Origin of the sequence: Kribbella sp. NPDC050241, assembly GCF_044459685.1 — a bacterium.
In the GTDB taxonomy this organism is placed as follows: Bacteria; Actinomycetota; Actinomycetes; order Propionibacteriales; family Kribbellaceae; genus Kribbella.
Genome location: NZ_JBITJE010000006.1, coordinates 339,196 through 359,984, shown reverse-complemented (window position 1 = coordinate 359,984; position 20,789 = coordinate 339,196). Strand labels below are relative to the sequence as shown.

Below are 20,789 nucleotides of genomic sequence, written 5' to 3'. Positions count from 1 at the left end.
TCGCCCTCGCTGGTCCTTCCACTCTGTACCGACGCCGGCCGAGTCCCGAAAGGGGCGCCCCCTTCTTCGCCGGCACCGCGTCTGCACCAGTCGTAGCGACAAATCGACGAAGGAGCATGACATGGGAAAGATCGTCGTCAGCGAGAACATCTCGGTCGACGGAGTCATCGAGGACGCGACCGGTGACGAGGGCCTCGGGCGCGGCAGCTGGTTCACCTGGATCACCGACCGCGACCGCGAAGAGTGGGCCAAGACCGAAATCGCGGAGGCGGTGGGAGCCGACGCGCTGTTGATGGGGCGACGTACGTACCACTGGTTCGTCGCACGCGGCTGGACAACCCGGACCGACGTCTGGGCGAACCGGCTGGCCGACGTGCCGAAGTACGTCGTCTCATCCTCACCTCTCGAAGGTCCCGACTGGAGCAACTCGACAGTCCTGAAGGGTGACGTGGTGGAGCAGGTCGCGGCGCTGAAGAAACAGGTGGACGGAGAGATCGTGGTCTACGGCAGCGGCAGCCTCGTGCCCACGCTGATCGAGCACGACCTCGTCGACGAACTCCGGCTGATGACCTACCCGATCGTGGTCGGGGCCGGCGGACGGCTCTTCGGCGAGACCAGTCTCGTGAAGCCCCTGCGCCTCATCGAGACCCGCACGATCGGAAGCGGCATCGCTCTCCTCACCTACCAACCAGTCCAAGACGCCTAGCCGGCCTCGCGGCAGCTCCCGCTCATCAGAGCACGTCGAGCGTGGAGCTGCCCCTGGCAGTCCTCACGCCTGTCCGTCGCGCCGGAGAGGAAACGGAAACAGCAGCGTCATGCCAGGTTGCTACCGTCCGGACGCATGACGACGGAGCAGATCGAGGGACTGGAGGTCCGGGCGGTCCCCGGCACCGACCCCGCACTGGTCCTGCTGACCACGGCTCAGCAGGCCGAGCTCGCCGCGATGTACGGCGAGGACCAGCCGCTCGTCGCTCTCCACGCCGACATCTCCTTCACCCTGCTCGTCCTCGACGGCACTCCGGTCGGCTGCGTCGGCCTGCAACCCGTCTCCCCCGGCGTCGGCGAGATCAAGCGCATGTACGTCGAACCGTCCTCACGCGGCTGGGGTCTGTCCCGGATCCTCCTCGAAGCGGTCGAGTCCCAGGCCCGCGCGACCGGTCTCACCCGCCTCCGCCTCGAGACCGGCACCCACCAAACCCAGGCCATTGCCCTCTACACGAACCACGGCTACACCCCCACCCCGCCGTACCCACCGTTCGAAACCGAACCAGCCTCCCTCTGCTACGCGAAGGATTTGTAGAGACGGTCGAGTCCGATCGTGAGCACCTCCGGATCGAGACCCGGCTCGAAGCCGGCGCCGCTGTAGCACACGAGCTTCGTCTCCGAGGTGTCGTAGTTCCGCGACAGCAACTGCCGGGCCCGCTCCAATCGCTCGACGTGCCGGCTCCCCATCACCTCGCCCCACTTCGCCTCACCCAGGGACAGCAGCTTGCGGCGCTGCCCGGGAACAGTCGGAGCCAGCACCACGACGTCCACCTCGATCTGACTGCGCCGACTGTGATCCGGTACGACGCCCGCGCCGATCTGTCCCGGCAGTTCGCCGAAGAGCTCTGGCGGTGCGGCCAGCGCGAAGTCCCGGCAGAGCTGCTCGAAGTGCGGGCCGACGACCTGCGAGGAGAACCGTGCTCTGGCCGCCTCCCAGACGTTCTCGGCCCGGCCGCTCTCCAGCAGTCCCCACTGCGGCCGCATCACCACGTGGTAGAAGACCACGAGCGGCTCGGCCACCTGATAGGTGGATCGCCGGGCGCGGAAGACGTCCTCCCGGCGTCGCAGCAGTCCGCTGTCTTCGAGGACCGTCAGCTGATGTCCGATGTCGGTCGCCTTCCGGCCGACGTAGTTCGCGATCCCACCGCGCGTACTGTTGCCTGCAGCAACTGCTGCGAGCACCGAGTGGTAAAGCGCACTGTCGCGGACATCCATCTCCTCCTCCAACAGGTACCGCGCCTCGCGGAACAGCGGGTTCACCGGGCTGAGGACCGTCCGCAGGATCCAGTCGTCGAAGTCGCCCGCCGACGCCGGAATGTCGTCGTCCACGAAGCGCCGGTACGCCGGGGTGCCGCCGGTCACCGCATGCACGAGCACCGCGAGCTTCGGATCGGCCAGGTCCCAGAACTCCGCCGCCAACCGGTAGTCGAACGGGCGGACGACCATCTCCAGGCTCGCCCGGCCGCGGAGCGGAGCGTTGCCGGACAACAATCCACCCATCACCGACATCGCCGAACCGCACAGCAGCACGGAGGTCGGGCGCCCACCGGACGCGGCCTGATCCAGTTCGCGCTGCAGGATCGACGGCAGAGCCGGCGAGACCTTGCTCAGGTACGGGAACTCGTCGATCACGAAGGGTCCACGGGCTGGATCGATCGAGAACAGGAACCGGACGGCGTCGTCCCAGCCGTCGAACCGTGGCGGGGAGGACAGGTCCAGATGCGTGCCGACCGCCGTCGCGAACAGAGCAAGGGACTCGGCCTCCGTCGCTTCGGTCGCCCCGAAGTACAGCCCGGCCGCTTCCTCGGCCAACCCCTGCACCAGGAACGTCTTGCCCTGTCGCCGCCGGCCGCTGATGACAGCCAACTGTGGACGGTCCTTGGTCCGGCTCGCGAACCGGACCAGGTGATCCCACTCGGCGTCTCGCGCGAAGATGCGCTCAGGCTTCCTCATATTTTAGAACTATACTTATAATAAATACAGCTCTGCAACTTTGAGCAGGATCTCTAGAGGTTCAGGACGAGGTCTTCGCCTTCGGGGTGGAAGCCGAGTTTGTTGAGGTACGGCGTGGACTCGCGCATGCGGGGTGGGGCGAGGACCTGGCGGAAGCCGTGGTCGGTGAAGACGTCGCTGCGGCGGTAGACGAACTCGCCGGGGGTGAAGTCGCGGTACTTCGGGAGCACGTAGTCGAGGTCGATCTGCGCACGGCCGTCGCCGGCGTCGTGGGCCAGAACCACGCCGACGGTGCGGTCGCCGTGCTGGACCAGGAACGCGTACGGGCTGGCGCTCGGCGTGAAGCCGGGATTGAACCGGCTGATGTCCTTCTCATGCTGCGTCAGTACATGGCCCAGGTACGCGTCGGTGTCGTTGACCTGCAGCACCTGGTACTCGGCCTCGTCGTGCCGGTGCCGGAGCAGGCGCCACAGGTGCACCACGTTGATCACCGCCAGGACGGCGTTCATGCCGACCATCGGCCACACCCCGATCGCCAGGTTGAACACGACCAGGATCACGCAGCCGATCAGGTTCAGCACCCGCAGTCGCAGGATCCGGGCCTGCAGCAGGGACGCGACGACCAGCGCGGATCCGCCCCACCCGATGATGCTCAAGACGTCCACAGCGCGAGGGTAGACCAGACGGCCCGCTGGTCCGCTCAGGTCAGACTGTCGCTGTGACCGACTTTCTCCTGCTCAACGGCGAACCGCTGCGCACCGTCGACGCTGCGTTGCTCCGGGCAACCAGCTACGGACACTTCACCTCGATGCAGGTCCGGGCCGGCCGGGTCGACGGGCTCGACCTGCACTTCGACCGCCTCGACCGCAGTTCCCGCGAGGTCTTCGGCCGCCCCGTCCCTGCCGACCGTGTCCGCGCCGACCTCCGGACCGCACTCGACCACGCCGGCTCCGGCGACCTCTCTGTCCGAGTCAACGTCTTCGCCTCCGATGGCGAGCCCGGTCTGCTCATCCGCGTCAGCCCACCGATCGAGCCCGGCGTACAGCCGCCACGCCTGCTCGCGTTCGAGCATGAGCGTGCTGTCCCGCACCTCAAGCACACCGGCACGTTCGACCTCATGTACTACGGCCGCCAAGCCGAGGCCGCCGGGTACGACGACGCGATCTTCCACACCACCACCGGCGAGATCTCCGAGGCCTCGATCTGGAACATCTGCTTCGCCCGCGGCACCACGATCGTGTTCCCGGCCGCGCCTGTCCTCCCAGGCATCCGCCAGCAACTCCTGCAGCAAGGCCTGCCCGACTTCGACACCACCCCGATCACCCTCGCGGACCTCCCGTCGTACGACGCGGCCTACCTGACGAACTCGATCGACCCGGCCCTCCCGGTCGCGTCGATCACGACCGAGCAAGGCACCACGACGTACGTCGCTCATCCGCCCTCGCGCGACACGATCACCAAGGCCTACACAGCCCTGCACCCACAACCCATCTGAGCGTCAGCCAGCCGTGTGAACTCGCGCAGTCGGCCTACCCTCGAACAGCGCGAGCGCCTGCTGACCGGCGCCCGCCGCACCGGAGCCGAAGTACCCGTTCGCGTACGGCGCGAGCCCGGCGCCCACCTGCCAGTACGGCATCCGACGTCCGGAGTACTCCACGTCGCGGACGAGCGGTTGGTCGCCTGCCGCCAGTCGGGCAGCGTCGTCGGCGCAGGCCGGGAGCCGACCGTGATCCGATTCGCTCCACAGCACATCGGTCGTGGACGGGCCGTGCCTCGTGTCGAAGACGCACGGCACCCGGCGCCCGGGAACGGGCTCTCCGGCAAGCCGGACACGGAGACAGAGCAGCTCGTACTGTCCCGTCGCCACCGCCTCCGTCGCGGCATGTATTGCCTGGTTGCCTTGTAGTTCGGCCAGCGCTCCCCTCGCGGTGGCGTACGCCTGCTGGGCGGCGACGTAGTTGTGTCGGCTCTCACGGTCCATCGCCTGGGTCGACAGCCTGCCGACCTCCGCGCCCAGCTCCGAGACGTCCTCCTCGGTGAGGGTCCGCATCAGTGCGAGGGTGCTGGCGCGTCGTGCCCCCAGCAGGGCTCGTAGATTCCAGGCGTTCACCCGTCGCCGCCTCCGCCGCCGTCGCCTCCCCCGTCGAAGCCGCCATGGCCCCCGTCGAACCCGCCGTGGCTGATCCCGCCGTCCCAGCCTCCCCAGCCGCCGGGCGCGCCGGACTGGCCCTCGAACGCAGCCAACGCGATGAAGGTGGAGCCCCCGCCGTGCGTGAAGTAGCCCCGGCCGTACGGCGCGACAGCGGTGCCGGCCTCCCAGTACGGAACCCGCCGCGTGCCATAGCGGACATAGCGAATCTCGGGATCGTCGCGCACCTTCACCCTGGCCGCATCCTGTGCGCAGGCCGGCACCGTGCGAGTGCCTCGACCCGGCCAGGTCCAGACGACGTCTGTTGTCGACGGGCCGTGCTGCGGATTGAAGAAGCACGGCACCCGCCGCTCCGGGATCGGCTGGCCGTCGACTCGAGCCAGGACACACACCATCGCGTAGCGTCCGCCGGCGAGCGTCTCGGTGATCGTGCTGATGTCCTCCGCCGACGTCAGCTCCCGCACCGATCGTTGCGCGGATTGGTAGGCGTCGAGAGCTTGCTGATAATCCTGCCGCGATTCGGCATCCAGATCACGACCCGCGACGCGTTCGCCCAGCCGCCGCAACTCCTCCCCGAGCAGCGTGACATCGTCGTCCGCGAGCACGCGGATCTGCTCGAGCTCGGCGCGATCGAGGCGCCTCGATCCCCGCCGGACCCACAGATAGCGGGCCGCCAGGGCCAACCCACCGGCCCCCAGGGCGGCCAACAGCCACTCCATCCACCGAAGGTACCGCCGCCAGTACACGCGCGGAACGCTCAGGAGCGCTCGGACCACCACTGCAGGAGTGCTTCGCGAGCGCGGTCCGGACCGATCGGGCCCTGGTCGAGGCGGAGGTCCATCAGAAACCTGTACGCCTCGCCGACCTCGCGGCCGGGCTCGATGCCGAGGATCTCCATGATCTGGTTGCCGTCGAGATCGGGGCGCAGGGCATCGAGCTCCTCCTGCTCCTGGAGCCGCTCGATCCGCGCCTCGAGGTCGTCGTACGCCGCCCGCAGCGCCTCGGCCCGGCGCCGGTTGCGGGTGGTGCAGTCGGCGCGGGTGAGGATGTGCAGCCGGTCGAGCTGGTCGCCGGCGTCGCGGACATAGCGCCGTACGGCGGAATCGGTCCACTCGCCGGTGCCGTACCCGTGGAAGCGCAGGTGGAGCTCGACGAGCTTGCCGACCTGGTCGATCTGCTCGTTGCTGAAGCGCAACGCCTTCATCCGCTTGCGGGCGAGCTTCGCGCCGACCACGTCGTGGTGGTGGAACGTCACCTTGCCCGCGCCCTCGAAGCGCCGGGTCCTCGGCTTGCCGATGTCGTGGATCAGTGCGGCGAACCGGACGACGAAATCGGGCGTCGGAACAGTTAGGCGGGATTCGAGGTCGATGGCCTGATCGAGGACGGTGAGCGAGTGCTCGTACACATCTTTGTGCCGGTGGTGCTCGTCCACCTCCAGCCGCAGCGCGGGGAGCTCGGGCAGGACGTGATCAGCCAGGCCGGTGGACACCAGCAAGTCGAGGCCGATCCGCGGGTGGTCGGAGCAGATCAGCTTGACCAGTTCGTCGCGGACCCGTTCGGCCGACACGATCGTGATCCGCTCGGCCATCGCGGTCATCGCGGCCACGACCGCCGGGTCCGGGGTGAACCCGAGTTGCGCGGCGAACCGGGCCGCCCGCATCATCCGCAGCGGGTCGTCGGAGAACGAGTCCTCCGGGGTGCCCGGCGTACGGATCGTCTTGCTCGCCACGTCCTCGATGCCGCCGTACGGGTCGACGAACCGGTGCGACGGGAGCAGTATCGCCATCGCGTTCATGGCGAAGTCGCGCCGAGCCAGGTCGCCCTCGAGGCTGTCGCCGTACGCGACCTCCGGCTTGCGCGAGGTGGGATCGTAGGACTCCGACCTGTAGGTCGTGATCTCCAGAACCCACTCGCCCTTACGACTACCGATGGTGCCGAACGCCTTGCCGATGTCCCAGACATGGTCCGCCCAGCCGGACAGCAACCGCTCGACCACGTCGGGGTGCGCTGACGTGGCGAAGTCCAGATCCTTGCTCCCCCGGCCCAGGAGAATGTCCCGGACGGGCCCTCCGACCAGGGCGATTTCGTGGCCGGCGGCGGCGAACCGGCTGCCGAGTTCGTCGACGACCGGCGCGATCCGCAGCAGGGACTGGACCGCTTGCTGCTGGACGGCGGACAACGATCCGGCAGAGGCTGACTGGTCGGCAAAGGGTGACACGGGGAACTAGGTTACGGTGACGGCGTGTTCAGACGGCGACTGAGGCTCTCCGCGGCGGCGGGTGCGGGCCTGCTGGTTGTTGCCTGCGCAGCGTTCTTCGGCGTCCAGCCGACCGCCGCGGCGCCCGGCGACGAACTGACTGTCGCCGTCAGCATCGACTCGTTCACGCCGGTGGCGCCGAAACCCGGCAACCCAGTGGTGATCAAGGGCCGGGTGACGAACACCAGCTCGGTGACGTTCGACGAGCCCCAGGCGCTCGCCTGCATCGACCGGACCCGGCTGGCCAGCTCGGCCGACATCGCCGACGTCTCCGCCGAGCAAGACATCGCGATGCGGGACCGGAACAGCTGCGCCAACCTGACCGACGGAACGGCTTTCCAGCCTTTCGAGCAGCCGCTGGCACCGAAGGCATCGGTGGACTTCACCCTCACCGTGCCGTGGGAGCAGTGGCGGATCTCGGACCGCACCGGTGCGTACGTCGTCGGCGTCGTGTTCCGCGGTCAGCCGCCGGACAGCGACCGCATCACCATTGGCCGTGCCCGCACGCTGATGCCGGTGATCTCCGAACCGCTGCCCCGCAAGGTGAAGACCGCGCTCGTCATCCCATTGCGGCACCGGCCGACCCAGCTCGGCGGGTCACGGTTCACGAACGACTCGCTGGCCCAGTCGCTGTCACCGACCGGGTCCCTCGGCCGGTTGCTCGCCCTGGGCAAGCAGCACACGGTCAGCTGGCTCGTCGATCCCGCGATGCTCGACGAGGTCCGCCAGATGGCCAAGGGGTACGAGATCGTCGGTGCGGGCGGCCAGACGACCAAGGGGACCGGACAGGCGACCGCGGCAGCGTGGCTCAAGGAGTTCGAGGCGAGCCGCATCCGCGGTAACCAGGTCGTCCTGCTCCCGTACGGCGACCCGGACGTGGCCGGCCTGATCGACTCAGGCGAACCGTTGAAGAAGCTGGTCGCGCAGGCACGAACCACCACCGAGCGATACAACCTGGCGCCTGCCTTCACCAATGGGCTCTGGCTCGAGGGCGGCGCCGCGGCCAGCCGCTACCTCGCCGCCGCGTCCGGCGGCTTCGCCGGTGCCACCGACCAGGACCTGAACCTGGTCAGCAGCTCGTCCTGGTCCGCTGACGACCGTCCGGCGCTGACCAAGAGCCCGGTGTACGACGTCATCACCCCGGAAGGCCCGAACCGCAGCGTCCGCACCGTGATCGCGGACTCCGCGCTCACCAGTGGCGGTCCGGATGCAGACAGCGACGACAGCCCTGTCCAGGTCCGGCAGCGGTTCGCCGCCGAGACCGCGCTGATAGCTGCCGAGGGCAAGGACAAGAACCCGGCCACGGTGGTCGCGCTACCGCCGCGCGGCTGGGATGTCGAGGGCCAGGCCACCGCCGCACTGGCCGGGAGCCTGACTCTGCCGTGGATCACGGCCACGGACGTCGCCCAGGCGGTCGCGAGCACGCCGAGGCCGCCGACCACCAAGGCACCCGCGGCACCGAAGTCGAACGGCGGCCTGACCGGTGTCCAGCTCGACGGCATCAAGCAGCTCGACGAAGCGATCACGACCATGCAGAACCTGCTGGCGAACCCGGACGACCTGCCCCAGGTCATGCCGCAGGCGCTGCTGCGCTCCACCTCGACCAGCTGGCGCGGCTTCCCGGACGAGGCCCGGTACTTCGCCGCGGTCGAGCTGGGCTCGGTCAACCTGCAGCTGAACAAGGTGCACCTGGTCAACAACCCGGTCAACGGCGAGCGCCGGGAGATCAAGGTCAACCTGGCCGGCAGCAAAGGCACGTTCCCGCTGACCATCACGAACAGCACGCAGTGGTCGGTCCGGGTCGGCATCATCGTGACGTCCGCCAACCGCACCGACCTGCGGATCGAGCCACAGCAGAGCCGGATCCTGGCCGCGGGCCAGAAGTGGACGCCCCGGATCAACGCGAGCGCGGAGCAGAACGGCCTGATCCGCGCCAACGCGCAGGTGATCACGTCGTCCGGTCGTCCGGTCGGCGACTCCGAGGAACTGCTGATCCAGGCCAGCCAGTACGGCAGCGTCGGCTGGATCCTGGTCGGCGCGGCGTGCGCGCTGCTGTTCGGTACGTCGTTCGTCCGCATCTACCGCCGGATCCGGACCGAGCGCCGGAGCCCGTCACACCCCACGACCGAGGCCACCCCCGACCCGCTCCACCCGGCTCCCCTCGAGACCAGCACCGACACCACCACCGACACGACGACCGGTGACCCCGCCCCCGACGAAGTGCCCGAGGCGTCGCTGATAGAAGGAGTCGGTTCGAAGGATGGCTGACCGCACCCTGCGCTCCGCGGGGGTGATGGCAGCCGGAACGGTGCTGTCCCGCCTGCTCGGATTCGTCCGGATCGCCCTCCTCGCGGCCGCCGTTGGCACGGCGCTGCGGGCCGACATCTTCACCGCCGCGAACACGATCCCGAACAGCCTCTACATCCTGCTGGCCGGCGGCGTGTTCAACACCGTGCTGGTCCCGCAGTTGGTCCGCGCGATCAAGAACCACCACGACGGCGGTCAGGACTTCACCAACCGCCTGCTCACGTTCGGCTTCGTCGTACTGGCTGTCGTGACGGTCGGCTGTGTCCTGCTGGCGCCGGCGATCGCCCAGATCTACATGCCGTCGGAGCTGGACGACCCGTCCCGGGCGTCCGAGCGGGCGTCGATGGTGATGTTCGTCCGGCTCTGCCTGCCGCAGATCTTCTTCTACGGCGCGTTCGTCCTGGTCGGCCAGGTGCTGAACGCGCGGCGTCGCTTCGGCCCGATGATGTGGGCGCCGATCGCGAACAACATCGTCGCCTGCGCGTCGATCGTGATCTTCCTGATGATCTACCGCACCGGCGACCCTCCAGCCACGTACAGCCACAGCGAGGAGCTGCTGCTCGGTCTCGGGCACACGGTGGGCATCGCCGTCCAGCTGCTGGTGCTGCTGCCGTACCTGAGGGCGAGCGGGCACCTGTATCGGCCGAAGTTCGGTCTGCGCGGTACCGGTCTGGGTCACACTGCCCGATTGGGCATCTGGACCGTGCTGTTCGTCGCGGTGAACCAGGTGACGCTGGCCGTGGTCACGCGACTCGCCATCGCAGGTAGCGCGTCGGACGACCCGGGTGCGAAGGCGGGTCTGTTCGCCTACAGCACGGCGATGCTGATCATCCTGGTGCCACACGGCATCGTGACCGTGTCGCTCGCGACGGCGGCGCTGCCGCAGATGTCGGCGCTCGCGGCCGATGGCGAGCTGACCGAAGTGGAACGGTTGTCGGCCCGGTCGATCCGGCAGACGCTGGCGATCGTCGTACCGGCGGCGGCCGCCATGATCGCGTTCGCGTACCCGATCGTCACGGTGATCGCCGGCTACGGCTCGGGCAAGGACAACCTGACCCTGATGTCGTACACGCTGATGGCGCTGGCGCTCGGCCTCGTGCCGTTCACCGTGCAGTACTTCCAGCTGCGCACCTTCTACGCGTTCGAGGACACCCGCTCGCCGTTCTTCCTGCAGTGCGTGATCGCGGCGACGAACATCGCGGCGGCGGTGATCGGGGTCCGGGTGGTGCTGGACCAGGAGAACCTGCGGTTCAGCGGTGTCGTCCTCGGCGGGGCGTACGCGCTGACGTACCTGATCGCCGTACTGGTGTCCCGGCCGGTCCTCCGCCGGAACGTGCCGGCGGTGCACGGTGCCGGGATCGGTCTGCCGCTGCTCGCGATGGTGATCGCCGCCGTCCTCGCGGTGCTGGCCGGGCGCGGGGTGCTCTGGCTGCTCGGCATGGCGGTCGAGTGGTCCGGACCCCTCGGCGCGCTCCTCGAGCTCGCGGTGGCCGCCGTCGTGATGCTCCCGGTCTACGCCGGGGTGGCGAGGGTACTGAGGATCCACGAAGTCAACGACGTGGTGTCCATGGTCACATCGAAGCTGCCCGGACGCCGCTGAACCCGATGGCTTGTGCACTCGTGCACCACTTGAGGGATCAGGGGGGCACTACGATGGGGCTGCGGTCAGGCAGCCGGCTGATCGCGACCGGGTCCCCGCCGACCGGATCCGGGGCGCCAGACGCAGGCCGACCAGTGCATCGAGGAGGGCGAGAGACACCGTGTCGAACCAGACCGTCAGTCCTGGTGCCCTGCTTGCCGGCCGGTACCGGATCGCCGAGCTACTCGCGGAGATCGACGGTGCACGGGTGTGGCGGGCAGTGGACGAGGTACTCAGTCGGGCCGTCGTCGTGGACATCCTGCCGGTCGGCGACCCCAGGACCAACCTGCTCTTCGACGCCGCGCGGCGCGCGGCCGCCGCGGCCGACCCCCGCTTCCTGCGCGTGCTCGACTGCGACATGCAGGACGGCGTCACGTACTGCGTCCGCGAATGGGCGGGCGGCCGTCCACTGGAGCGGATGCTCGCGACCGGCCCGCTGACCGGTCAACAGGCCGGCTGGCTCGCGCGCGAGGTGTCCGAAGCGCTGGAGAACCTGCACCGCACCGGTCTCTCCCACGGCTCGATCAGCCCGTCGACCGTCGTGGTCACCGACGCAGGTGCGATCAAGGTCGTCGGACTCGCCACCGAGGCGGCGCTCCGGTCCACCGGCCCGGGTTCGCCTGAGCACGACATCCATGCGCTCGGTGAGCTGCTCTACGCCTCCCTGACCGGCCGTTGGCCCGGTCCCGGCCCGGCCTGGGGGATGCAGCCGGCGCCGTTCGAGCATGGCCGTCTCCTCAGTCCCCGCCAGGTGCGAGCCGGCGTACCGCGCTCCCTGGACGACATCTGCGACCGGCTGCTGAGCAATCCGCCGCGTCACCACACTCCGCCGATCACCAGCGCCGCCGGCCTGTCCGCCGCGCTGTCCGGCGTCGTCGGCAGTTCACACGAGCCGCCGAACCAGATGGACGAGACCGTTCAGGTCGCCCGGCAGAACGGCAGCATCGACGACGCCACCCAGGTGGTGCCGCAGACGTCGCCGCCGGCTCTCGACCCGACGCCGCCGGCGTACGAGAGCAGCAACGGGCACGAGACGCACTCGGCGTACTCGACCGCGGCCGAGACCCGGCCGATGCGGCGGCAGCCACCGCCGCCGCCACCGTCGAACGGGAACGGCCGGCGCCGGGCCGACGACCCGAAGCCGAAGCAGAAGGGCTCGTGGGGCGGCCGGATCCTGATCCTGCTCGCCATACTCGCGCTGCTGTCCGTGGTCGCGATGGCGCAGTTCCTGCTCAAGGGCGCGATGAACAACGACCAGGACGACGGCACCGACAGCGGCGCCAGCAAGCCGCCGGCCACGAGTACGACGCCGTCCGCGACCGGTGGCCCGGTCAAGATCGTCAGCGCGAAGGACTTCGACCCGCCGCCGGACGGCAACGGCAACGAGCACCCGGACGACGTCGGGAAGTCCTACGACGGCAAGCAGGACACGAGCTGGACCACGATGTCGTACAAGAACAAGCCGAACTTCGGTGGCCAGAAGGAGGGCGTCGGCATCATCTACGACCTCGGCGAGCCGACGGCCGTGTCGAAGGTGCAGGTCGCGCTCAAGGGCGACAACACCAGCCTGGAGCTGATGGTGCCGAAGGGTGACACGAGCAAGTCGCCGGACACGGTCAGCGGCTGGACGTCCGTCGCCACCGAGGAGGACCAGCCCGAGGGGACGACGACGCTGACTCCGTCGGGGCCGACCCAGACGCAGTACGTTCTGGTGTGGCTGACGAAGATCCCGAAGGACGGCAGCGGGTACCGGGGCGAGATCTCGGAGGTCACAATCCAGAAATGACACCCGAGATCAGTCGGATCGGGCCGCCTGAACCCGTCGGCCAGCCCGCCGCACCGGCTGGACCGGTCAGCTACGACCAGCTCGACGACCACGAGCTGCTCCGGCTGCACGTCGCGGGCAACCCGGACGCGTTCGGGTACCTGGTGCGGCGGCATCGGGACCGGATGTGGGCGGTCGCGATCCGCACCCTGGGTGAGCCGGAGGAGGCCGCCGACGCGCTGCAGGAGGCGTTCATCTCGGCGTTCCGCCGGGCCGACTCGTTCCGCGGTGATGCCAAGGTGACCACCTGGCTGCACCGGATCGTGGTGAACGCCTGCCTGGACCGGATCCGTCGCCGTCAGGTCCGGGCCGCCGACCCGTTGCCAGAGGACGAGGACCGCGCCGCCGAGTTGGCCGGCCCCGCCGGGGACGACCCGGCCGAGGTCCGCGAACGCCGGCTCGACGTACTGAACGCGCTCAAGCAGATCAACTCCGACCAGCGCAGTGCGCTCGTCCTGGTCGACATGGAGGGCTACTCGATCGAGGAGGCCGCCGCGATCCTGGGCTGCGCACCCGGCACGGTGAAGTCCCGCTGTGCCCGTGGACGGGCCCGGCTGCTGCCATTGCTCAGACACTGGCAGACCACTCGAGCCGGCTCCGAGGCGCCCGACGTACCCGCAAAAACTGCTGCCGAAGCGGTGGGAACCGAATGAGCGGGTACACCGTCGAAGCGGAGTCGCCTCGTTCTGGCGACTACGCTGCCCGATGCCTCGACCGGAGCATTTCAGCCATGAGCACACCGCGCCCGATCCCGGGCACCTCCCGTGAGGAGGCGAGTTCCCGATGACCGATTCCGGTCTTCCGACCAGTGAGCACCTCGAGCACCTGGACCCGGACACCATCGCCGACCTGATCGAGAACCTGCTACCCGCACCCGAGGCCCACCGGGCTCGTGAACATGTGAAGGCCTGTCCGGACTGCCAGCAGACCTTCGACGCGCTGCTGCAACTGTCCGCGGACCTGGCCGACGAGGGCCGGACGGACATCCCGATGCCGGCTGACGTCGCCGAGCACCTCGACGCCGTGATCGTCTCGGAGTCGATGCTGCGCTCGTCGACGATCGGCGTGCACTCCCTCGCGCAGATCCGCGAGGAGCCCCGTCGGCATCTCCCTAAGCTGCTGGGTGCCGCGGCGGCCGTCGTGGTCGTCGCGGCGATCGGTGTCGGCGTGGTCTTCGCCACCAAGGACAACGCGCCCGGGAACACGGCCGATACGACCCCGACGACCGCGCTGCCGACCGGTGCGCCGACGATCTCCACCTCGGATGTCGGCCCGGACGCACAGCGTTGGATGGAGAACTCCGGCGGCACGCTGCTGAACGGCTCGCCGGACGAGCTCGCCTGCGCGAAGAACTTCGCGGCCGGCCGCCCCAACCCGCAGCTCCGGCTGGTGCAGCCCGCCAAGGTCGACGACAAGCGCGCCACGGTGATCGGTCTGCAGGGCGGGTCGCCCCAGGACATCCAGGTCTTCGTGGTGACCGGATGTAGCGATTCCGGGGGCGCCGCTGACCCCATCTATGACACCACGGTGACGCTGCGCAACCGCTGAGACGGCGATGCGGCACCACGGCCCGGCGATGGGTACCGTGGGAATGGTCGGCCTCTAGGATCCGTTGAGTACGACGTACCAGTCTCGACGACAACGAGGAAACGCCTGCATGAGCGACTCAGGAGTTCGCAACGTCATCATCGTCGGCTCCGGTCCGGCCGGTTACACGGCCGCCGTGTACGCCGCACGCGCCCGCCTGGAACCGCTCGTGTTCGAGGGCTCTGTCACGGCCGGTGGCGCACTGATGACCACCACCGACGTCGAGAACTACCCCGGCTTCTCGCAGGGCATCATGGGTCCCGCGCTGATGGATGAGATGCGCCAGCAGGCCGAGCGCTTCGGCGCTGAGCTGGTGGCGGACGACATCGTCTCGGTCGACCTGACCGGCGAGATCAAGGTGGTCACCGACTCCGCGGGCACCGAGCACCGGGCCAAGACCGTGATCCTGGCCATGGGCTCCGGCTACCGCAAGCTGGGCCTGCCGGACGAGGACCGGATGTCCGGCCACGGCGTGTCCTGGTGTGCGACCTGTGACGGGTTCTTCTTCCGTGAGCACGAGATCGCCGTCGTCGGCGGTGGCGACTCCGCGGTCGAGGAGGCCACCTTCCTGACCCGCTTCGGCAAGAAGGTCACGCTGGTGCACCGCCGCGGCGAGCTGCGCGCGTCGAAGATCATGGCCGACCGGGCGTTCGCGAACGACAAGATCGACTTCGCCTGGAACTCCGAGATCGCCGCGATCCATGGCGACGACAAGCTGACCGGCGTGACCCTGCGGGACACCGTGACCGGTGAGACCCGGGAGCTGCCGGTGACCGGCCTGTTCATCGCGATCGGGCACGACCCGCGTTCGGAGCTGGTGAAGGGTCAGGTGCACCTGAACGAGGACGGCTACGTCCTGGTCCGGGAAGGCAGCACCGAGACCAACCTGCCGGGCGTCTTCGCCGCCGGTGACCTGGTCGACCACACCTACCGGCAGGCGATCACCGCCGCCGGCACGGGCTGTGCCGCCGCCCTGGACGCCGAGCGCTTCCTGGCCACCTTGGAGCACGAGGCGACGGCCGCGGGTGCCGCGGCCACCGAGCCTGTCTCCGTCTGAACCTCACAACCACTGAAGGAGTTACGCCCGTGGGCGAGAAGATGAACGCCGTCACCGACGCCGAGTTCGACCAGACCGTGCTGAAGAGTGACAAGCCGGTGCTGGTGGACTTCTGGGCCGAGTGGTGCGGCCCGTGCCGCCAGGTCTCCCCGATCCTGGAGGAGCTGGCGCAGGACCACAGCGACAAGCTCACCTTCCTGAAGATGAACGTCGACGAGAACCCGGTCACCCCGAGCAACTACCGTGTTACGGGTATCCCTACCATCAACGTCTACGTGAACGGTGAGCTGGCCAAGTCCATCGTCGGCGCCAAGCCGAAGGCGGCGCTGCTGAGGGAGCTGGCCGACTTCACGTCCTGAAAGCTCGGTAGGACCCCGTCCGCCACGGCAAGGAGCAGTTTCTGATGACAGTGTCACCGTCTGGCCCCCAGGGCGTGTACCGGATCGGCGACAGCGGTGAGGCGGTCGCCGAGATCATCGGCAAGCTCCACCGGTTAGGACTGCTCACGGGCGGTCACGACGTCTACGACGAAGCGACCGCCCACGCCGTTCGGGGCTTCCAGCAGCAACGGGGCCTGATGATCGACGGGGTTGTCGGCCCGCAGACGTACCGGGCGATCGACGACGCGCGCTGGCGGCTGGGCGACCGGCTGCTGACGTACGTCGTCTCGCACCCGCTGACCGGTGACGACGTACTGGCTCTGCAGGCGAAACTGCAGGAGCTCGGCTTCGCGGTCGCCCGGATCGACGGGATCTTCGGACCGGACACCCAGCGTGCGGTGACCGACTTCCAGCGCAATATGGGCCTGCCGGGTGACGGCACCTGTGGCCCGTCCACGTTCAAGGCCTTGCAGCGGATCAAGCCGATGGCGACGGGTGGCCGGCCGGATGCGTTGCGCGCGTCCGAGGCCGTTCGCGCGGCCGGCCCGCGGCTGTCCGGCAAGACCGTGGTGATCGACGCCGGTCACGGCGGTTTCGACTACGGCTGGGAGGGCTACGGCCTGCGCGAGTCCGACGTCGCGTACGACCTGGCCTCCCGGATCGAGGGTCGCCTGGGCGCGACCGGCGTACGGGCGTATCTGTCCCGGGGACGGGACCAGGGTCCGGACGAGTTGGCCCGGGCCGCGTTCGCGAACGAGACGGACGCCAACCTGTGCGTGTCGCTGCACACCGACGGGTCGATGAACCCGGAGGCCCAGGGTGTGGCGACGTACTACTACGGCAACGATCTGCACGGCGCCTCGTCGAGCGTCGGTGAGCAGTTCGCCGGGCTGGTGCAGCGCGAGATCGTCGCCCGTACCGACCTGCTGAACTGCCGCACCCATGCCAAGACCTGGGATCTGCTGCGGCGCACCAAGATGCCCGCGGTCCGCCTCGAGATCGGCTACGTGACCAACCCGCACGACTCCGCTCGCCTGGCCGACCCGGCCTTCCGCGACGTGATCGCCGAGGCCATCGTGGTCGCCATCCAGCGTGTGTACCTCCCGCCGGAGCAGGACGCTGCCACCGGCATGCTCCGTTTCGGCCAGTTGACGGTCTAGTCGATTCCGGGATGGGTCGTTCGTCATCTGAATGAGCGCTACTCGCCCGGCGATCACGCCGGGTGGGACGTCATTCAGTTGGGAGGGGCTCATGGCACATCCAGTCGTCCACACCGAGATCCGATCGGCGGACCCGGACGCGACACGTCAGTTCTTTGCGGACCTGTTCGGATGGAAGATCGCGTCCGAGGGCGGGTTCCCGGGCTACACGTTCATCGACACCGGCACACCGGACGGTCCGTACGTCGCGATCAGTCCGCGGCAGGGCGCCGAGGACGAGGTGCTGTTCTTCGTGGCCGTCGAGGACGTGGCGGACACGCTCGCACGTGCCGAGAAGCTGGGCGGCAGTGTCGTCCAGCCGATGCAGCAGGTGCCCGGCACGAGCTTCGCCGTGTTCGCAGACGCCCAGGGCCACAAGATCGGAGTGGCCGCCAGCGAATGATCACCCCGGGGCGGGCCGCGCAGGGGGCGGCCCGCCTCCAACCGGTTCAGTCCTTCTCGAGGGCGATCCTCGGGAGCACTCGGTCGAGTCCGCGTGGCAGCCACCACGCGCGATCGCCGAACAGCCGCAGGATGGCCGGGACAAGGACGCATCGGATCAGCACCGCGTCCAACAGCACCGCGGTGGCGAGCCCGAGCCCGAACTGCTTCAGCATCCGGTCCGGGCTGAGCAGGAACGCGCCGAACACCACGATCATGATGGCGGCCGCCGCCGTGATCACGCTGCCGGTGTTGGCCAGCCCTTCGCGGACCGCCTCCTTCGCATCCTTGGTACGCCGCCACTCCTCGTGGATCCGGGACACCAGGAACACCTCGTAGTCCATCGACAGCCCGAACACGATCGCGAAGATCATCACTGGCACGAACGCCTCGATCGGACCCGGCTGTGCACCGAACCAGCCCTGCTGGAAGACCAGCGTGATGACGCCGAGCGAGGCGCCGATGCTGAGCAGGTTCAGCACAGCTGCCTTCAGCGGGATCAGCACGGACCGGAACACCGCCATCAGCAGCAGCGCGGACAGTCCGACCACGACGAGCACGAAGATCGGCAGCCGATTGCTGACCGCGGACGCGAAGTCGTCGGCCGCAGCGGTCGCACCACCTACGAGGTACGTCGCCCCGGTCTGCGACTCGAGCGCCGGCAGGGTGTCGTTCCGCAGCCGCTCGACCAGGTCACTGGTCGCCGCGTCCTGCGGTGCCGACTTCGGGAACGCCAGTACGGTCGCGACCTTGCCGTCGGGCGTCAACTGCGGTGGCGTGACCGCGGCGATGTTCGGATCGGCGGTGAGCGTACGGCCGAGCGCCTGAGTTGCTGCCTGGTCGCCTTCGGACACGACTACCAGCGGACCGTTGAATCCCGGCCCGAATCCCTGAGCCAGCAGGTCGTACGCCTTCCGACTGGTCTTGGCCGGATCGTCCGTCCCGGCATCCGCGAAGCCGAGCCGCATGTCCAGCGCCGGCAATGACAACGCGACCAGGGCGATAGTCCCGAGCACCAGCGGCACCCACGGTCCACGCTGCACTGCGGCTGCCAGCTTCCGCCACCCGTCTCCCGGCGTACGGCGCTTCTTCGCGGCATGCTTGCGGACACTCCGCTCGATGCGCTTCCCGAACAGCGTCAGCAGAGCAGGCAACAGACTCACTGCGGCGAGCATCGTCATCAGCACGGTAAGGGTGACACCGAGCGCGACGCCTTGCAGCGAACCAAGCCCCAAGGCGAGCAGCCCGAGCAGTGCGATCACGACAGTGCAGCCGGCGAACATCACCGACCGACCCGCGGTGTCCAGGGCAACCATCGACGCGGTCGCGCGATCGATCCCGTCCTTCAGCAACTCGTGGCGGTAGCGGGAGAAGATCAGCAACGCGTAGTCGATGCCGACACCGAGCCCGACCAGGATCATCACCGGTGCGGTGTAGTCGGGCACGGTGAACAAGTGTGACGCCAGCACCAGCAGTCCCAGCGTGCTGCCGACCGCGAACAGGGCCGTCAGCAACGGCAGAGTTGCCGCAAGCAACGATCCGAACAGGAGCACCAGGATCACCAGCGCGGCCAGGATGCCGGCGCCTTCGGACGCACCACCCGCGCTCTCCGCCGCCGACCGCGCCAGGTCGCCGCCAACCTCGACGGTCAGACCGGGGACCCGGAACTGCTGAGCCTTCTCGATGATCGTGCGGACGTCCTCGATCGGCATGTCCGCCACGGCGACATCCAGACTCACCGTCGAGTACGCCGTACGACCGTCTGGTGACAGTGATCCGGGAGCAGTGAACGGGTCGGCCACCGACGCCACGTGCGGGAGGCCGCCGACGGCCGCCAGCATCGAGAGGACTCGCGGCTTTTCCGGCCGGAGCCCGCCGTCGGCGTGCATGACGATCTGCACCGAGGCGGTCTCACCCTGCGGCTGGTGCTCGCGGAAGATGTCGGTCACTCGCTGGGAGTCGGTCCCAGGAAGCGAGTTGTCGTTCCTATAGCTGTCGCCGACCACCGTCGACGCGGCGGTGACCGCGACGAGGGCGACCACCCAGAGCAGCAGGGCAAGTCCGGCGTGCCGCATCGACCACCCGGACACCCGGTGCAGCAATCCGGGCCGTCCACTGACCTTCCGGGGCGGGCGTCGTACTGGGGTGTCCACGGTCATCGCCGGGCCTCCTCACATCCTGATAAGTAGATTGGCTACATGTTGCCTCTCGACACTAGCAGGCATATGAGTAGACTGGCTACATGAAGGCGGATGCGCTGCGTGGGCACCTCGATCCGATGATCCTGGCGGTCGTCGAGTCCGAACCGCTGCACGGCTACGCGATCATGGAGGCCCTGCTGGAGCGCAGCGGCGGCGAGCTCGACCTGCCCACCGGCACGCTGTACCCCGCGCTGCGGCGGCTGGAGCGGGCCGGCTACCTGGCCAGCGAGTGGAGCACGGTCGGCGGCCGGAAGCGGCGGACGTACCAGCTCACCTCGGCCGGCGAGAAGATGCTTGCCTCAGGCAAGCAGGAGTGGCTGACCTTCCGGGCTGTGGTCGAAGGCGTTCTACGCCCGGGCCAGGCGTAGGCAACGGCCGGCCTGAAGACCGACGAACGCCAGCGGCAGAACGACGAACGTCCCGACGACACCGAACGCGGGAAGGTCGGGCGTGCGACCGCCGGTCGCCGACATCGCGACACCGATCAGGCTGATCACGACGGCGTTGACCAGAGCGAAGACTGCAGTCACGCGAGTGACGTGCTGGCGGACAAGTGCGTGGCGCAGGCCGATGCCCGCCGCGATGACGGCCAGCACCGCACCGGCGATCGCGAACATGCCGACGGTCCGGACGAGCGACTGCAGGAACTCGTTCACCGGGTTCGGCGTTGCCGGGTCCTGGTTCCAGCTCCACACGCCCTCCTGCCAGACGATCGGCTGGATGATCAGCGCCAGGAACAGCAGCATCGCAGTCCGCCGGCTCTGGCTGACCGCGAGATCGGCGCGGTAGCCGGGGACGACGTCGGACAACTCCCCGAAGTCGGCCACCGCCTCGCGCTCGGCCTCGTCCCGGTCGAGACCGTCGGCCTCGAAGGCCTCGGCCGCGTCGACCAGGTGGTCCCGTGCCTCGGCGAGCAGGTCGGCCTTCCGCCGGCGCGGGCCGGGCAGCGCCTTGCCGAGTGCGGTCAGGTACGCGTCAACCGGCGTACTGGTGCTGGACACGTCTTCCAGTATGGGGATGCCGGGGCCC

At 68.8% G+C, this 20,789-nt stretch carries 20 protein-coding genes; 13 read left to right on the top strand and 7 right to left on the bottom strand.

All coding sequences use genetic code 11. The features are described from left to right. The first annotated feature begins 121 nt into the window (after positions 1-121). Both ACIBG5_RS28495 and ACIBG5_RS28490 read left to right on the top strand, forming a co-directional pair. A complete protein-coding gene (locus ACIBG5_RS28495) occupies positions 122-706 on the top strand; it encodes a dihydrofolate reductase family protein (protein ID WP_396394522.1) in 585 nt (194 codons plus the stop codon). A gap of 135 nt (positions 707-841) precedes the next feature. Next, on the top strand, positions 842-1,300 hold the full coding sequence (locus ACIBG5_RS28490; protein ID WP_396394521.1) for a GNAT family N-acetyltransferase: 459 nt from the start codon (positions 842-844) through the stop codon (positions 1,298-1,300). Here the strand turns inward: ACIBG5_RS28490 and ACIBG5_RS28485 are convergent. Together ACIBG5_RS28485 and ACIBG5_RS28480 are read right to left on the bottom strand one after the other, a co-directional pair. After that, the gene (locus ACIBG5_RS28485; RefSeq protein WP_396394519.1) at positions 1,282-2,718 is read right to left on the bottom strand and encodes an ATP-binding protein; all 1,437 of its coding nucleotides are present in this window, start codon (positions 2,716-2,718) and stop codon (positions 1,282-1,284) included. The genes ACIBG5_RS28490 and ACIBG5_RS28485 overlap by 19 nt on opposite strands. Positions 2,719-2,771: 53 nt before the next feature. Continuing rightward, the gene (locus ACIBG5_RS28480; RefSeq protein ID WP_396394517.1) at positions 2,772-3,383 is read right to left on the bottom strand and encodes a hypothetical protein; all 612 of its coding nucleotides are present in this window, start codon (positions 3,381-3,383) and stop codon (positions 2,772-2,774) included. Between the two features lie 53 nt (positions 3,384-3,436). On the opposite strand from ACIBG5_RS28480, the gene ACIBG5_RS28475 reads away from it, so the two are divergent. Beyond that, complete coding sequence (locus ACIBG5_RS28475; protein WP_396394516.1) at positions 3,437-4,213, top strand: aminotransferase class IV; 777 nt, start codon at positions 3,437-3,439, stop codon at positions 4,211-4,213. 3 nt (positions 4,214-4,216) lie between these two features. On the opposite strand, the gene ACIBG5_RS28470 is transcribed toward ACIBG5_RS28475, so the two are convergent. From ACIBG5_RS28470 to ACIBG5_RS28460, 3 genes are read right to left on the bottom strand one after another with little or no spacing between them, the layout of a single operon-like run. Next, on the bottom strand, positions 4,217-4,768 hold the full coding sequence (locus ACIBG5_RS28470) for a hypothetical protein (protein WP_396394514.1): 552 nt from the start codon (positions 4,766-4,768) through the stop codon (positions 4,217-4,219). A gap of 56 nt (positions 4,769-4,824) precedes the next feature. Continuing rightward, positions 4,825-5,586, bottom strand: coding sequence for a hypothetical protein (locus ACIBG5_RS28465; RefSeq protein WP_396394513.1), 762 nt, complete (start codon positions 5,584-5,586; stop codon positions 4,825-4,827). Positions 5,587-5,624: 38 nt separating this feature from the next. Then, on the bottom strand, positions 5,625-7,085 hold the full coding sequence (locus tag ACIBG5_RS28460; RefSeq protein WP_396394512.1) for a CCA tRNA nucleotidyltransferase: 1,461 nt from the start codon (positions 7,083-7,085) through the stop codon (positions 5,625-5,627). A gap of 24 nt (positions 7,086-7,109) precedes the next feature. On the opposite strand from ACIBG5_RS28460, the gene ACIBG5_RS28455 reads away from it, so the two are divergent. The 9 genes from ACIBG5_RS28455 (at position 7,110) to ACIBG5_RS28415 (ending at position 17,521) form a co-directional block, all read left to right on the top strand. Then, positions 7,110-9,392, top strand: a complete 2,283-nt coding sequence (locus ACIBG5_RS28455; RefSeq protein WP_396394510.1) for a hypothetical protein — start codon at positions 7,110-7,112, stop codon at positions 9,390-9,392. After that, positions 9,385-11,031, top strand: a complete 1,647-nt coding sequence (gene murJ / locus ACIBG5_RS28450) for a murein biosynthesis integral membrane protein MurJ (RefSeq protein WP_396394508.1) — start codon at positions 9,385-9,387, stop codon at positions 11,029-11,031. Before ACIBG5_RS28455 ends, murJ begins: the two co-directional genes overlap by 8 nt. Positions 11,032-11,191: 160 nt before the next feature. Continuing rightward, positions 11,192-12,856, top strand: a complete 1,665-nt coding sequence (locus tag ACIBG5_RS28445; RefSeq protein WP_396394507.1) for a hypothetical protein — start codon at positions 11,192-11,194, stop codon at positions 12,854-12,856. After that, a complete protein-coding gene (gene sigM / locus ACIBG5_RS28440; protein WP_396394505.1) occupies positions 12,853-13,548 on the top strand; it encodes an RNA polymerase sigma factor SigM in 696 nt (231 codons plus the stop codon). Before ACIBG5_RS28445 ends, sigM begins: the two co-directional genes overlap by 4 nt. A 130-nt stretch (positions 13,549-13,678) precedes the next feature. Continuing rightward, positions 13,679-14,443 (top strand): anti-sigma factor family protein, encoded by a 765-nt coding sequence (locus tag ACIBG5_RS28435; protein ID WP_396394504.1) that lies wholly within the window; start codon positions 13,679-13,681, stop codon positions 14,441-14,443. Between the two features lie 109 nt (positions 14,444-14,552). Continuing rightward, positions 14,553-15,539, top strand: a complete 987-nt coding sequence (trxB, locus tag ACIBG5_RS28430; protein WP_396394503.1) for a thioredoxin-disulfide reductase — start codon at positions 14,553-14,555, stop codon at positions 15,537-15,539. 29 nt (positions 15,540-15,568) lie between these two features. Beyond that, positions 15,569-15,898 carry a thioredoxin gene (gene trxA, locus ACIBG5_RS28425; RefSeq protein WP_396394501.1) on the top strand — a complete coding sequence of 110 codons (330 nt, stop codon included), beginning with the start codon at positions 15,569-15,571 and terminating at the stop codon, positions 15,896-15,898. A gap of 44 nt (positions 15,899-15,942) precedes the next feature. Then, positions 15,943-17,079: an N-acetylmuramoyl-L-alanine amidase gene (locus ACIBG5_RS28420; RefSeq protein ID WP_396394500.1), complete on the top strand. Its 1,137-nt coding sequence runs from the start codon at positions 15,943-15,945 to the stop codon at positions 17,077-17,079. 91 nt (positions 17,080-17,170) lie between these two features. After that, positions 17,171-17,521: a VOC family protein gene (locus ACIBG5_RS28415; RefSeq protein WP_396394499.1), complete on the top strand. Its 351-nt coding sequence runs from the start codon at positions 17,171-17,173 to the stop codon at positions 17,519-17,521. Positions 17,522-17,567: 46 nt separating this feature from the next. Here the strand turns inward: ACIBG5_RS28415 and ACIBG5_RS28410 are convergent, their stop codons facing one another. After that, positions 17,568-19,718 carry an MMPL family transporter gene (locus ACIBG5_RS28410; RefSeq protein WP_396394498.1) on the bottom strand — a complete coding sequence of 717 codons (2,151 nt, stop codon included), beginning with the start codon at positions 19,716-19,718 and terminating at the stop codon, positions 17,568-17,570. Positions 19,719-19,801: 83 nt separating this feature from the next. Between ACIBG5_RS28410 and ACIBG5_RS28405 the strand changes: the two genes are divergently transcribed. Further along, on the top strand, positions 19,802-20,128 hold the full coding sequence (locus tag ACIBG5_RS28405) for a PadR family transcriptional regulator (RefSeq protein ID WP_396394497.1): 327 nt from the start codon (positions 19,802-19,804) through the stop codon (positions 20,126-20,128). Here ACIBG5_RS28405 and ACIBG5_RS28400 read toward each other — a convergent pair. Further along, the gene (locus ACIBG5_RS28400; RefSeq protein WP_396394496.1) at positions 20,108-20,761 is read right to left on the bottom strand and encodes a permease prefix domain 1-containing protein; all 654 of its coding nucleotides are present in this window, start codon (positions 20,759-20,761) and stop codon (positions 20,108-20,110) included. The genes ACIBG5_RS28405 and ACIBG5_RS28400 overlap by 21 nt on opposite strands. Positions 20,762-20,789: the final 28 nt, after the last annotated feature.

What these genes read in the sequence shown, in the direction of transcription:
- ACIBG5_RS28495 (WP_396394522.1), top strand. Translation starts at nt 122, where the DNA reads ATGGGAAAGATCGTCGTCAGCGAGAACATCTCGGTCGACGGAGTCATC.
- ACIBG5_RS28490 (WP_396394521.1), top strand. Translation starts at nt 842, where the DNA reads ATGACGACGGAGCAGATCGAGGGACTGGAGGTCCGGGCGGTCCCCGGC.
- ACIBG5_RS28485 (WP_396394519.1), bottom strand. Translation starts at nt 2,718, where the DNA reads ATGAGGAAGCCTGAGCGCATCTTCGCGCGAGACGCCGAGTGGGATCAC.
- ACIBG5_RS28470 (WP_396394514.1), bottom strand. Translation starts at nt 4,768, where the DNA reads ATGCGGACCCTCACCGAGGAGGACGTCTCGGAGCTGGGCGCGGAGGTC.
- ACIBG5_RS28465 (WP_396394513.1), bottom strand. Translation starts at nt 5,586, where the DNA reads ATGGAGTGGCTGTTGGCCGCCCTGGGGGCCGGTGGGTTGGCCCTGGCG.
- murJ (WP_396394508.1), top strand. Translation starts at nt 9,385, where the DNA reads ATGGCTGACCGCACCCTGCGCTCCGCGGGGGTGATGGCAGCCGGAACG.
- sigM (WP_396394505.1), top strand. Translation starts at nt 12,853, where the DNA reads ATGACACCCGAGATCAGTCGGATCGGGCCGCCTGAACCCGTCGGCCAG.
- ACIBG5_RS28435 (WP_396394504.1), top strand. Translation starts at nt 13,679, where the DNA reads ATGACCGATTCCGGTCTTCCGACCAGTGAGCACCTCGAGCACCTGGAC.
- trxB (WP_396394503.1), top strand. Translation starts at nt 14,553, where the DNA reads ATGAGCGACTCAGGAGTTCGCAACGTCATCATCGTCGGCTCCGGTCCG.
- ACIBG5_RS28420 (WP_396394500.1), top strand. Translation starts at nt 15,943, where the DNA reads ATGACAGTGTCACCGTCTGGCCCCCAGGGCGTGTACCGGATCGGCGAC.
- ACIBG5_RS28415 (WP_396394499.1), top strand. Translation starts at nt 17,171, where the DNA reads ATGGCACATCCAGTCGTCCACACCGAGATCCGATCGGCGGACCCGGAC.
- ACIBG5_RS28410 (WP_396394498.1), bottom strand. Translation starts at nt 19,718, where the DNA reads ATGACCGTGGACACCCCAGTACGACGCCCGCCCCGGAAGGTCAGTGGA.
- ACIBG5_RS28405 (WP_396394497.1), top strand. Translation starts at nt 19,802, where the DNA reads ATGAAGGCGGATGCGCTGCGTGGGCACCTCGATCCGATGATCCTGGCG.